This window comes from Ruegeria sp. YTSA168 (assembly GCF_059610045.1).
The window spans coordinates 68964-81617 of record NZ_JBXWMW010000008.1 but is presented as its reverse complement, the minus strand read 5'-3'; the positions used below and the strand labels follow the sequence as shown (position 1 = coordinate 81617).

Sequence of the window (12654 nt, the reverse complement as noted above, 5' to 3'; positions counted from 1 at the left end):
TACCGGGCGCCTCCCCGGGAATATTTACAGCCAGATGAAGTCTGGATCCTTTATTCATCTGGCTAAAAATATCCCGGAGCGCGAGGCAGAGCCTCGCAAAATTGCAGACAGTCAAAAACCCCTTTCCAAACGAGGTGAATCAAGCTAAGGACGCGGCTTCACGCGGGCATACAGCCTTGGAGGATGCCCGCCCTAACATTGGAGAATTATCATGGCTGGAGAGATTCCTGATCTCGTAGCTCTGGAACGGACGGGGACAGGCAAGGGCGCCGCTCGTCAGGCACGCCGCGATGGCATGGTTCCGGGCATTGTTTTTGGTGGCGACAAAGAGCCGCTACCGATTCAAATCCCGTTCAACGAACTGTTCAAGCGCCTGAAGGCTGGCCGGTTCAAGTCGACCCTTTGGAACCTGAAGGTTGACGGTCACGAAGACGTCCGCGTCATCTGCCGTGACGTTCAGCGTGATATCGTCAAAGACCTGCCGACCCACCTGGACCTGATGCGCCTGCGTCGGACCACAAAGATCGCGCTGTACATTCCGGTTGAGTTTGTCAACGAAGAAGCAGCCCCCGGCATCAAAAAGGGCGGCGTTCTGACCGTTGTCCGCCCTGAGGTTGAACTGATGTGCACCGCCGGTGACATCCCTGAAAAGATCACCGTTGATCTGACCGGGATGGAGATCAACGACGTTGCAACCATTTCCTCGGTTGAATTGCCGGCTGGCACCAAGCCGACCATCGACCGTGACTTTGTGATCGCCAACATCTCGGCGCCGACCGGGCTGTCGACAAGCGACGATGAAGAAAGCGATGACGTGGCCGCAGACGAAGTAGAAGTCGTCGGTCAGGAAAACGCCGAAGAATAAGCCTGGACCCAAAAGTTCAGACATGAAACGGGGCCCTTTTCAGGCCCCGTTTTCTTTTGGTCGGGCTGGAAACAGGTGCAATTCCGTGCCATCAACCTGTTGCACTGCACAAGGACCAGAGAATGAAACTGTTTGTCGGACTGGGGAACCCGGGCTCAAAATACGCCCGAAACCGACACAATATCGGTTTCATGGCTTTGGATCGGATTGCCGAAAATCATGGGTTTGGCCCGTGGAAATCAAAGTTCCAGGGCGAGATTGCCGAAGGGCGATTGGGCTCGGAAAAGATATTGCTGCTAAAGCCACAGACTTTCATGAACCGTTCGGGCCAGTCGGTTGGCGAAGCGATGCGGTTCTACAACCTTCAATCAACGGATGTAACCGTCTTTCACGATGAACTGGACCTGGCCCCTGGCAAGGTTCGGGTCAAGGCGGGCGGCGGCCATGCGGGTCACAATGGGTTGCGGTCGATCCACGACCACATCGGGGCGGCCTATGATCGGGTGCGCCTGGGCATCGGCCACCCTGGCCGCAAGGAAATGGTATCGCCTTACGTCCTATCAGATTTTGCCAAAGCTGAGGGCGACTGGCTGGACAATGTACTGCGCGGTGTCTCAGAGGGGGCTGAACATCTGGCAATGGATGAGGGTGGCAAATTCATGAACGCCGTTGCGCTGCGTACTGCACCCGCGCGGTCATCCAAAACCTCTCCGGCCGACAACCCCGCATCTAAGCCCGCTGAAAGACCCGAACCAGCTGCAGATGACCGGACGGCCATGCAAAAACTGCTGGATAAGTTCAAGTAATCCTGATCGTGCTTTCCGTTACGTATTGATTGCGCAACGCCTCCTGCAACGCTCCTATGTAACTGAAACAGGGAGGGTTGCATGAGAACTGTGTTCAAATGGCTGCTGCGCATCACTTTGACCCTGGTGCTGGCGGCAATTGCGGTTGGGATCTGGAAGCGTGAAGAGATTCAGCGCTTGATGGCTGTGAACTCTTTGTTTTCCGAAGAGAAGATCGTTCACAACTTCTCGCACATGGATGAGGCGTTTCTGACCGCCCCCCTGCCCCGTGGAAACGGACCAACTTGGGAATTGCCCTATGGGGTTGGCTTTGACCTTCCCGACGGCACAGATGAATGGGTTGATGAACGCGCCGTGACCTCGCTGCTGGTCATGCAAAACGGTGAGGTTCGGTTTGAAGAATACTATCTGGGCACCGGCGCGGATGACCGGCGGATTTCTTGGTCGGTTGCAAAAAGCTATCTGTCGGCCTTGTTCGGCATCTTGCTGAACGAAGGCGCAATTACCTCACTGGACGATCCTGTCGTGCAATACGCTCCGCAGTTGAAGGGCAGCGCCTATGACGGCGCCACGATCCGGAATGTGCTGAACATGGCCAGCGGTGTAACCTTTGACGAAGACTACCTGGACCCCAATTCAGACATCAACCGTATGGGCCGTATCGTGGCCCTCGGCGGTGAGCTGGATGAATTTGCCGCCTCGCTTAACGAAAGTTTCGCGCCTCCGGGAGAGACCTATCAATATGTTTCGATCGACACGCATGTCCTGGGCATGGTGATCCGCGGGGCCACCGGGCGCAGCGTTACCGACCTGCTGACCGAAAAAATCATTCAACCCTTGGGCTTGGAGCATGACGGCTACTATGTGACGGACGGCGCTGGCGTGGCCTTTGTCCTTGGTGGGTTGAACTTCACCACGCGTGACTTCGCCCGTTTTGGACAGATGATCTTGCAAAACGGCGTACACAATGGGCAACAGCTGGTTCCGGCGGATTGGATCGCTGTATCAACAGCGGCATCATCACCAACCAAACCGGACAAAATCGGCTATGGCTACCAATGGTGGATCCCAGTTGGTGCCGAAAACGGTGAATTCATGGCACGTGGCGTTTACGGGCAATACATCTACTTTGACCAGGCTCGCGACGTTCTAATCGTCACGACCGGCGCAGATCGGCGCTTTCGCGATCCGGGCGTCAGCGAAGAAAATATTGAAATGTTTCGCAGCATCGCCCGAAGCCTGTAAGGTTGCCATATGCAGAAACAAGACAGTATCAATGTTCTGGGGGGCGTGCTGGCCCCCTGTTCACGCGATCCTCTGACCGGGTTTTTCCGGGACGGAGCCTGCAACACATGCCCCGAGGATCAGGGCAGCCACACGGTCTGCGCCGTCATGACGGCTGAATTCCTGGCCTATTCCAAATATGTGGGCAATGATCTCAGCACACCGCGCCCCGAGTTTGATTTTCCGGGTCTTAACCCCGGTGACAGCTGGTGCCTTTGTGCAAGTCGTTTCCTGCAGGCCTATGACGAAGGCTGTGCCCCGATGGTGCATCTTGAAGCAACGCATCAGCGGGCGTTGGAGATCGTTCCGCTGAAGGCATTGGAAGCCAAGCGCTCTGATTAATGTCCTTGTATCGCCACTGCGCGATATCCACGGGATGTGCGCGACGGCGGGCCGGTTGGAAAACTGTGCTCAACCTCCAAAACCCAACCTGATTGGCACCAGCATTTTTCCACCACGTCTGGCCGATAGGTTCGGTGGCGCCACTGCAACCATATGATCACATTGCACCAATGCGGTTTGCTTACGACCAGCCAAAGTGTCGCCCCCGGTGCAGCCAATTCGCGCATTTGACGCAATGCATCGACCGGATCAGGACAATGTTCCAGGATATGCGCCGCCAGGATACAATCATAGGGTTGCTGTACGCCTTGAACTCTGACAGCCAGTTTTCGTGATCGCTGCATCAGCACCGCGTCAGGCAAGGGCACTTTTTTGCCTGAAACAACATGCTGTCTGATGGCCCTAGCAAGGTGAGGAAACCCCGCGGTTGTACAACCGCATCTTGTCCGCCCATCCGGGCGCCGTGGCATCGTATTTCAAAGCTGTTCGGGCTTGATGGATTGAGACGGGTTGCCTATGGGCGCAGCCTGACACAATCCATTCCAGTCTCATAGCCCAGAGCTAGTCTGCTGAACGCCCTTCGGTATCCGACATATCGAAGTTCAGATACTTGGCCACAGTCTGCACGTCCTTGTCACCACGTCCGCACATGTTCATGCAGATCAGGTGATCTTTGGGCAGGTCGGGCGCGATCTTCATGACATGGGCCAGAGCGTGGCTGGGTTCAAGCGCCGGAATAATGCCTTCAGTGGCACAGCAGAGCTGGAACGCCTCCAGCGCTTCTTTGTCGGTGATCGAGACATAGTTGGCCCGGCCGATGTCGTGCAGCCAGGAATGCTCTGGCCCGATGCCCGGATAGTCGAGACCAGCCGAGATCGAATAGCCTTCGAGAATCTGACCATCGTCATCCTGCAACAGATAGGTGCGGTTGCCGTGCAGCACGCCCGGACGTCCGCCAGTGAGTGAGGCGCAATGTTCCATCTTCTCGTTCACGCCTTTGCCGCCAGCTTCGACGCCAATGATGTTGACGTCCTTGTCGTCGAGGAACGGGTAGAACAGGCCCATGGCGTTCGAGCCTCCACCAATGGCTGCGATGATCGTGTCGGGTAGGCGGCCCTCAGCCTTCATCATCTGCTCTTTCGCTTCCTTGCCAATGATCGACTGGAAATCGCGCACCATCGCCGGATACGGGTGCGGACCGGCCACCGTGCCAATGCAGTAGAACGTGTCGCGCACATTAGTCACCCAGTCGCGCAGTGCGTCGTTCATCGCGTCTTTCAACGTGCCACGGCCTGAAGTCACCGGGATCACTTCGGCGCCCAGCAGACGCATCCGAAACACGTTCGGGGCCTGACGCTGCACATCATGCGCACCCATATAGACGATACATTTCAGGCCGAACTTGGCGCAGACGGTGGCGGTGGCGACGCCATGCTGCCCTGCTCCGGTCTCAGCAATAATCCGGGTCTTGCCCATGCGGCGCGCCAGAATGATCTGGCCCAACACGTTGTTGATCTTGTGCGCGCCGGTGTGGTTCAGCTCATCGCGTTTCAGATAGATCTTCGCGCCACCCAAATGCTGCGTCAGACGTTCCGCATAATACAGCGGCGACGGGCGGCCCACGTAGTTGGCCCACAGATCATCCATTTCGGCCCAGAAGGTGGGATCATCCTTGGCCTTTTCATATTCCTCTTCCAGCGAAAGGATTAGCGGCATCAGCGTCTCGCTGACAAACCGCCCGCCGAAGATGCCAAAGCGGCCCTGTTCATCCGGACCGGACATGAAGGAATTAAAAAGATCGTTGGCCATGGGTGTCTCCCTCGTCGTACCTGATGTTCATAGGAGGTAGGTGCGGAATTTGCCATGGCAAAACGTACACTTTGCCTTAGGCTCTAATGAACGACACCGGACCCATTCTACAACCAAGGTTTGAGTCGAATCCTAGATCACTTGGTCTGCCGTTCTGCGATCCGACGTTCAATTTCACGCCGCAGTTCCAAGTTTTCGTGCATCTGCCTTAGGGACGAACGATTGATCAAAAGAACTGTGACAGCCGCGCCAATCAATGCCGCCCCCAGTTCGAAGAAAAGATCAACAAACACATCGCTGACCAACTGGACCAACAAATCAGGATACCGAGCGACAACTAGCTTTGAGAGAACAATAAAAGCCACGGCGCTAAGAAGTAACGCCACCAATCGCTTATCCTTACCAGTCTCACGCGTGTTAAGCAGATCAATCCGGCCCGGATTCTCGGCAAAGAAATCAATGTCTTTCTCGGTAACAGTCTTCCGCTCGCCCAGAAGCAGTTCATATGGATCAGACATGTTCTCCCCGGCAGGCTGCGATGAACGCTTTGATCTTGTCAGCGTCCTTTACACCGGGTGCCTTTTCAACCCCCGATGCGACATCAACCTGCCGTGCGCCGGTCATATGAATCGCTTCGCCAACATTATCCGGGGTTAACCCACCGGCCAGCATCCAGGGTTTGCGCCAGTATTTGCGCCCGGCCAGCAGGCGCCAGTCAAACGCCAAGCCATTGCCGCCGGGCAGAACTGCATTTTTGGGGGCCTTCGCGTCGATTAGCAGCTGATCGGCGACCTCGCTATAGATATCGATTGCGGTCAGGTCCTCGGCATCGGAAACACCGATGACCTTTATGACGGGCAAACCATAGCGATCCTTGACCTCTTGCACCCGCGCGACTGTCTCGGCCCCGTGCAATTGCAGCATGTCGAACGGTGCAGCCTGTGTGATGCTATCAAGCAGTTCATTCGTGGCGTTCACAACCAGCGCGACCTTAGCCACACCAACCGGGACATCGGTCACCAACCCGGCGGCCTGTTCGGGTGAAACATATCGTGGTGATTTTTGGAAAAAGTTGAACCCCAAGTACCGTGCACCAGCATCAACCGCGGCACGCACGTGATCTGGCGCGGTGAGGCCGCAGATTTTGACGGATATCTCGGCCATGGTGTAGGCTCAGCTCGCCTCGTCGAGAATGGCCAGAACTTCGTCTTTGTCTTCGTTCTGCTTTTTCTTGAGCTTCTTGACCTCGCGCTCAAGCTTGCGCACTTCGCTTTTCTTGACCGACGCGTCTTTGCGATGCTTGTGCTCACGCAGCCATTCCCACAGGAAGCCGATGACCAGCCCGGCCACAACACCGCCCAAAACGACGATGAAAAGCGGCAATGAGATGGACAGGTTAAAGCCCAGCAGTTCTGCCAAAGCATCGGGCATCAGCTTCAGCTCGACCGAGCTGACATTGGCCAGTGAAATCGAGATCAGGATGATCCCCAAGCTGGCCAGAAAAGCATATCGAAGGTAGCGCATCATGGGATCAGGCTTTACCGTTCAATCGGTCCCTTAGCAACTTGCCGGTTTTAAAAAACGGTACAGATTTTTCTTCAACCTGAACCGTCTCACCGGTTCTGGGATTCCGACCCACACGTGCGTCGCGCTTTTTCACTGAAAACGCGCCAAAGCCGCGCAGCTCCACCCGATCACCACGCGCCATGGCATCGGTGACTTCTTCAAATACGGTATTCACGATCCGCTCGACATCACGCTGGTAGAGATGTGGGTTTTCATCGGCAATCTTCTGAATCAATTCTGAACGGATCATTCGCGTTACCCTCCCAGGCGGCCAATATGTCAGGTCTATTGTTCTGACAGTATAGGGAAAAAGCCGGATCAGGGGAAAGCAAACTATGGGCGCGAGTGCCTGAATTTGGCACAGACTCACGCGATTTTTTGCCAGTTCACCCGCTTTGTACACCTAAAGCGCGAACGATCAGCCGGATAGGTCGAAGAATCGGAACATATTGATTCGCAACAAAAACGGCCCCGCACGGATGTACGGGGCCGATCATGTTGTTCAGGCTTGCGCCCTGGACTTAGTCGCCGGATTTCAGCGCTGCACCCAGGATATCGCCCAGCGACGCACCCGAGTCGGAGGAACCGTACTGTTCCACGGCCTCTTTCTCTTCCGCAATCTCGCGCGCCTTGATCGACAGGCCCAGACGGCGGGTCTTGCTGTCAACGTTGGTGACCCGGACGTCGACCTTGTCGCCGGTGTTGAAACGCTCAGGGCGCTGTTCGGCACGATCACGCGACAGGTCCGAACGACGGATGAACGACTTCATGCCTTCGTACTCAACCTCGATGCCGCCATCTTCGATCGCGGTGACCTCAACGGTGATAATCGAGCCACGCTTCACGCCGCCCACGGCTTCGGCGAACTTGTCACCGCCCAGGGCCTTGATCGACAGCGAGATACGCTCTTTCTCGACATCCACTTCCGAGACAACAGCCTGTACCACATCGTTCTTGTGGTAGTTCTGGATGGCGTCTTCGCCACGCTCGTCCCAAGACAGATCCGACAGGTGAACCATGCCGTCGATGTCGCCTTCGAGGCCAATGAACAAACCGAATTCGGTGATGTTCTTGACTTCGCCTTCGACCTCGGTGCCCTCGGGGTGTGTTTCTGCAAACACTTCCCATGGGTTGCGCTGAGTCTGTTTCAGGCCCAGAGACACTCGACGCTTGGCGCCGTCGATTTCCAGAACCATGACGTCGACTTCCTGGCTGGTCGAAACGATCTTGCCGGGGTGGACGTTTTTCTTGGTCCAGGACATCTCGGATACGTGCACCAGACCTTCGACACCGGCTTCCAGCTCGACGAACGCGCCGTAGTCGGTGATGTTGGTGACGCGACCCTGATGGACCGAGCCCAGCGGGTATTTCGCAGCAACCAGATCCCACGGATCTTCCTGCAGCTGCTTCATGCCCAGGCTGATGCGGTGGGTCTCTTTGTTGATCTTGATGACCTGAACCTTGATGGTTTCGCCGATCGTCAGGATCTCGGATGGGTGGTTCACACGGCGCCATGCCATGTCGGTAACGTGTAGCAGGCCGTCAACGCCACCCAAGTCAACAAATGCACCGTATTCGGTGATGTTCTTGACAACACCTTCGACGGTCTGACCTTCGGACAGGTTGCCGATAACTTCAGCACGCTGTTCGGCACGCGATTCTTCCAGGATTGCGCGACGCGACACAACGATGTTGCCACGGCGGCGGTCCATTTTCAGAATCTGGAACGGCTGCTTCAGACCCATCAGCGGACCAGCGTCGCGCACGGGGCGAACGTCAACCTGCGAGCCGGGCAGGAACGCAACTGCGCCACCCAGATCGACGGTGAAGCCGCCTTTGACGCGACCAAAGATTGCACCTTCGACGCGCTGGTCGTCGGCATATGCTTTTTCCAGACGGTCCCATGCCTCTTCACGGCGGGCCATCTCGCGCGAGATGACGGCTTCGCCACGGGCGTTTTCTGCGGCACGCAGGTAAACTTCTACCTCGTCACCAACAGCGATTTCAGGGGCTTCGCCGGGATTTGCGAATTCTTTCAGATCAACGCGGCCTTCCATTTTGTAGCCTACGTCGATGATGGCTTGGCCGGCTTCGATCGCCAGAACCTTACCTTTGACAACAGACCCCTCTTCGGGTGTGTCCATTTCGAAGCTTTCGTTCAGGAGGGCTTCGAATTCCTCCATAGATGTATCAGCCATGTGGCGTCGTTTTCCTTTACAATACGTTTTTGCTGGCCGAGCGGTTGTCTCCGCCGGTCTTGTTTCATGATGTCGTCAGGCGTGATCCGGTGCGCCCCTGAGCAAACAAACACAAAGGGCCGAGGTAACCCGGCCCTGCTCAGAAACGTCATCCGGGCGTTGACCGCCCATGTATCGACAGCGCGCGTATAGGCGGATTTCAGTGCGGGCGCAAGGGCAAAGCCCATGTTTTCATGGCCCAGGCTAATCTAGGCACCGTCGTGTAATCAGCCGGATTGGGACCAGACCTTCGAATCCTTTTGCAACATCGCCTGCTCAACCGCATTCAAGCGACCAATCGCTGCCACGGGATTTTTGGCACCGTCAATTCGTTTCCAGATTTTCAGGGCCGAGCTTGGGCTCCACGGCAGACAGGCCTGTGCCAACCAATGCCGCAACGGTTGCGGCAAGTCATCATAGGCCTGCATAGGCGATGCCCGTCGGCGGCGGCGTTTCAAATCACTCCGCAGATTGCGGCCTGCGCCGGATTTATACTGGGATCTCGGTTGCCTCATTACGTGATGATATTACATTTCTCACCACGAGCTGCAACACGGATTGACCACGTTATCAACTCAGGGCGCAGGGCATTTAGTAACCAGAGCACCAGTGCTTGACAGATGCCTCTAATCGCCCCGTCGCTAGTTCCTTAGAAAAGCTGCAAGTCCTTTCTGCCGCTTTGGATCTCGGCAAGGTTCGGCATATTCTGGATCGCCACAGGCGCGGGTACCTGCCCAGGCATTGCCACTGTCGGTGCTGCCACAGCCTTGTCAAAGGCGGGTTTGTCCAGCTCTCCACGAATATCGCGCAACAGGGTTTTGTGGTCCGGCATGGTTCGCAGAATCTGCGCAAGATCCACCTTGGCCCCCTTCCACCATTGGAACCAGATCGGCTTCTTCAGCGGACGTACCCGGTCGCGTATCCCCGCGCCATAGCCTGTGTCATAGACCTGTTTGCCCAACAGAACTGTCTGATAGACCCGGAAATTGAACAGGGTTGCGAACTCGATATCGTGCTCCATTGGCAGACGGTGCTGCCACAGCTCAAGGTTCTCGGCCAAACGGTCCGGAATCTTCATCTCGGTGCGCGCATCAATCCAATACTGATCATCCGTGCGATTTCCCAAGCGGTAATGCAGGCAGATGAAGTCCAGAACCTCGTCATACAGCTTGTTCATCTGGCGATTATATCGCGCCCGCAACGTAGGCTCGATGTCGCGCGTGGGCAGATGCTCGGCAAACCAGCGGATGGCGTGGTCAATCATATGGATCGCGGTGCTCTCAAGCGGTTCGATAAACCCACCGGACAGACCAATGGCCAGACAATTCTTGACCCAGGCATTACGCACGCGCCCGATGCGCATTGGGATAACGCGCGGGGTCGCCCCTTTACCGCTGTCGCCCAGCCATTCCAGATACTCATCTGCCGCCTGATCATCGGTCCGATGCGCCGATGAGAAAACATAGCCTGTGCCGACCCGATTGTAGAGCGGCACGCGCCACGTCCAGCCCGCGCCCAGCGCGGTAGATCGCGTGACGCTTTCGATTTTTTCGGGATCGGGATGTTCGATCTGCAACGCCATGGCGCGGTCATTGGGCAGATAGTCCGAATAATCCTTAAACGGCTCGCCCAACGCCTGGTTGATGATCAATCCCCGGAAGCCGGTACAGTCGATGACCATCTCGATGTCGTGCCACCCTTTGCGCTCCAACATCAGGTGGCTAACATTGCCCTGCTCGTCCAACTCGACCGACTGCACCTCGTCCTGAATATGCTCCACACCTCGCTTAGTGCAAACCCGAGTGAGCATGCCGGCAAACTTTACCGCATCAAGATGATATGCATAGCCAAAGCGCTGCTCAAACTCAGGTGCACCCAACGGCCGCGCACCTTTGCACAAGCGGGCCAGATCATCATGAGGCGCGATTGACTGCGTAAAATCACGATCCCCATTGCCGAACCGCAGGAAGTATTCTGCGGCCTCTAGCCCTTCCAACATCTGACCATGGGCAAAGGGGTTCACATAGTCGATACGATTTCCCTTGGAATCCTTGTTCCAGTTACAAAACTTCACGCCCAGCTTGAACGAAGCGTTGGTTTCACGAAAGAAATCCCGCTCGGAGATCCCCGCCTGGCGCAATGTGACCGGCATACGCGGCACAGTCGCCTCGCCCACACCGACGGTCGAGATGTTGGGGCTTTCGATCAGGCAGATACGCGGACGATCCTTGGTTGCGGAAGTGCGTGAAAACACCATGTCCAGGATCAGCGCAGTCATCCAACCCGCCGTACCACCACCGACGATGGTGATCTTACTCAAACGATTATTCATATTTTCTGTCCCTGTTGGCTTTTGGGATTTTGTAACCGCCTCCCCATTTTTTGAGGTTGTTGGCGGCTTTCCCATTTAGCTTGCAGGAGACTATAGCAGCTTTCCTGCATCCAGCTAGGGTCTTTGGTATGCGGCTATCAAACTGGATGGGGGATCGTTAGCTGCGATCAGATTTCCTCGCCCTTCTTCAACAGCTCTTCGAGCAACTCGCGTTGCAAGTCATGACTGTCGCCGCCACCGAACTCGGCCGCACCACCTGTGTACAGAGTGCCATAGGTGATTGCGATGTTTACAGTCTGGGCCAGACCCGAGATCAATTGGTCCTTATCCAACCGGGACAAGGGATGGATGAACGCCGCCCATAGTGTGCCATTGGCAATGGCATAGCGGGCATCCAGCGTACTGTCGAAATTTGCCTGCATCATGCGCTGCAGGTCTGCGGGCGCCAAATCTTCGGCGCTGCCAATCGCAACCAAAGCCCGCATCCGATCCAATGTCGTATCGGTGACAACCAGCACTGTCTGTTCTGATATCGTCAGCTGAAACCCTGGTCCAAACGGCTGCGCCTCGGGGTCGAGCGCAAAGAGGATCTTGCCCAGACGCTCATATGTCATCGCAGGTTCGACATCTGGCTGCTCGGGCTGAGCCTCCTGCGCCATCAAACTTCCGGCGGCGAGGAACAAAATCAGGGCTAGTCGGATCATGGCGTCTCTCCTGCTGGCATAGGGTGAACATATGGCCTGATGTTTCGCCTGACCAAACAAAGCTTGGTGAACAGCAAAAGCCTGCAATCCGACAAGTTGTACGATCTGCAAGTATTCGCGACCTATCTGCGATTAAACGTCCGATCACCCTCGCCTAGCTATGTTTCATCGGTCGCCACAGTGATCGACCTGAACCCAAAGCAACAAGGAAACGCACAATGAAAACTCAATTTTTGACCGCCCTCGCGGCTGCCATTGCCCTGACCACACCGGCCTTTGCGGCGGATGAAATCAACGTCTCGAACGGCATCTCAGCCGCAGGTGCGCCGCTGGCTGCCCACGGCGTTGATCTGGTCGCACTGGTCAATAACGGCAACCCGGTCGAAGGCTTCGCGACCCACACAGCAACTTATGATGGCGCATCATACTATTTTACTACCGCCGCAAACCTCGAAGCATTCGAGGCGAACCCGGTGGCGTATCTGCCTCAACACGGCGGTTTCTGTTCGTTTGGCGTATCGGTCGGCAAGAAGTTCGATGGCGATCCGGATCAATACCTGATTGCCGATGGCAAACTGTACCTGTTCTTGAATGCAGATACCCGCGCCGCCTTTTTGAAGGATGTTGCTGGCACCGCAAAAACGGCGGACGATCAGTGGGCCAATATTCAAAGCATCGCAGTTGGCGATCTGTAAACTACGCCTTGCTG

At 56.0% G+C, this 12654-nt stretch carries 15 protein-coding genes; 5 read left to right on the top strand and 10 right to left on the bottom strand.

The features are described from left to right. The first annotated feature begins 211 nt into the window (after positions 1 to 211). From AC2FFE_RS14775 to AC2FFE_RS14760, 4 genes are all read left to right on the top strand, one after another. Positions 212 to 865, top strand: a complete 654-nt coding sequence (locus AC2FFE_RS14775; protein WP_496819988.1) for a 50S ribosomal protein L25/general stress protein Ctc — start codon at positions 212 to 214, stop codon at positions 863 to 865. Between the two features lie 122 nt (positions 866 to 987). After that, positions 988 to 1671: an aminoacyl-tRNA hydrolase gene (gene pth / locus AC2FFE_RS14770; RefSeq protein ID WP_496819989.1), complete on the top strand. Its 684-nt coding sequence runs from the start codon at positions 988 to 990 to the stop codon at positions 1669 to 1671. Positions 1672 to 1752: 81 nt separating this feature from the next. After that, positions 1753 to 2916 carry a serine hydrolase domain-containing protein gene (locus AC2FFE_RS14765; RefSeq protein ID WP_496846996.1) on the top strand — a complete coding sequence of 388 codons (1164 nt, stop codon included), beginning with the start codon at positions 1753 to 1755 and terminating at the stop codon, positions 2914 to 2916. A 9-nt stretch (positions 2917 to 2925) separates the two neighbouring features. Next, positions 2926 to 3297, top strand: coding sequence for a DUF2237 family protein (locus tag AC2FFE_RS14760; RefSeq protein ID WP_496819991.1), 372 nt, complete (start codon positions 2926 to 2928; stop codon positions 3295 to 3297). Here AC2FFE_RS14760 and AC2FFE_RS14755 read toward each other — a convergent pair. The 10 genes from AC2FFE_RS14755 to AC2FFE_RS14710 form a co-directional block, all read right to left on the bottom strand. Next, a complete protein-coding gene (locus tag AC2FFE_RS14755) occupies positions 3294 to 3767 on the bottom strand; it encodes a class I SAM-dependent methyltransferase (RefSeq protein WP_496846995.1) in 474 nt (157 codons plus the stop codon). The two genes, AC2FFE_RS14760 and AC2FFE_RS14755, sit on opposite strands and share 4 nt — an antisense overlap. 91 nt (positions 3768 to 3858) lie before the next feature. Next, the gene (gene trpB / locus AC2FFE_RS14750) at positions 3859 to 5106 is read right to left on the bottom strand and encodes a tryptophan synthase subunit beta (RefSeq protein ID WP_496819993.1); all 1248 of its coding nucleotides are present in this window, start codon (positions 5104 to 5106) and stop codon (positions 3859 to 3861) included. Between the two features lie 137 nt (positions 5107 to 5243). Further along, on the bottom strand, positions 5244 to 5624 hold the full coding sequence (locus tag AC2FFE_RS14745; protein ID WP_496846994.1) for a hypothetical protein: 381 nt from the start codon (positions 5622 to 5624) through the stop codon (positions 5244 to 5246). Beyond that, the gene (locus AC2FFE_RS14740) at positions 5617 to 6270 is read right to left on the bottom strand and encodes a phosphoribosylanthranilate isomerase (RefSeq protein ID WP_496846993.1); all 654 of its coding nucleotides are present in this window, start codon (positions 6268 to 6270) and stop codon (positions 5617 to 5619) included. Before AC2FFE_RS14740 ends, AC2FFE_RS14745 begins: the two co-directional genes overlap by 8 nt. Before the next feature lie 9 nt (positions 6271 to 6279). Then, a complete protein-coding gene (locus AC2FFE_RS14735) occupies positions 6280 to 6630 on the bottom strand; it encodes a lipopolysaccharide assembly protein LapA domain-containing protein (protein ID WP_480547282.1) in 351 nt (116 codons plus the stop codon). A gap of 7 nt (positions 6631 to 6637) precedes the next feature. After that, complete coding sequence (gene ihfB, locus AC2FFE_RS14730) at positions 6638 to 6922, bottom strand: integration host factor subunit beta (RefSeq protein ID WP_480546322.1); 285 nt, start codon at positions 6920 to 6922, stop codon at positions 6638 to 6640. Between the two features lie 271 nt (positions 6923 to 7193). Further along, positions 7194 to 8870 carry a 30S ribosomal protein S1 gene (gene rpsA / locus AC2FFE_RS14725; RefSeq protein WP_480546320.1) on the bottom strand — a complete coding sequence of 559 codons (1677 nt, stop codon included), beginning with the start codon at positions 8868 to 8870 and terminating at the stop codon, positions 7194 to 7196. Between the two features lie 266 nt (positions 8871 to 9136). Further along, on the bottom strand, positions 9137 to 9424 hold the full coding sequence (locus AC2FFE_RS14720; protein WP_496819996.1) for a DUF6525 family protein: 288 nt from the start codon (positions 9422 to 9424) through the stop codon (positions 9137 to 9139). 134 nt (positions 9425 to 9558) lie between these two features. Beyond that, positions 9559 to 11241, bottom strand: coding sequence for a tryptophan halogenase family protein (locus AC2FFE_RS14715; RefSeq protein WP_496846992.1), 1683 nt, complete (start codon positions 11239 to 11241; stop codon positions 9559 to 9561). 167 nt (positions 11242 to 11408) lie between these two features. Next, positions 11409 to 11945, bottom strand: a complete 537-nt coding sequence (locus AC2FFE_RS14710; RefSeq protein ID WP_496846991.1) for a hypothetical protein — start codon at positions 11943 to 11945, stop codon at positions 11409 to 11411. Positions 11946 to 12163: 218 nt separating this feature from the next. On the opposite strand from AC2FFE_RS14710, the gene AC2FFE_RS14705 reads away from it, so the two are divergent. Further along, positions 12164 to 12640 carry a YHS domain-containing (seleno)protein gene (locus AC2FFE_RS14705; RefSeq protein ID WP_496820002.1) on the top strand — a complete coding sequence of 159 codons (477 nt, stop codon included), beginning with the start codon at positions 12164 to 12166 and terminating at the stop codon, positions 12638 to 12640. The last annotated feature ends 14 nt before the right edge of the window (positions 12641 to 12654 follow it).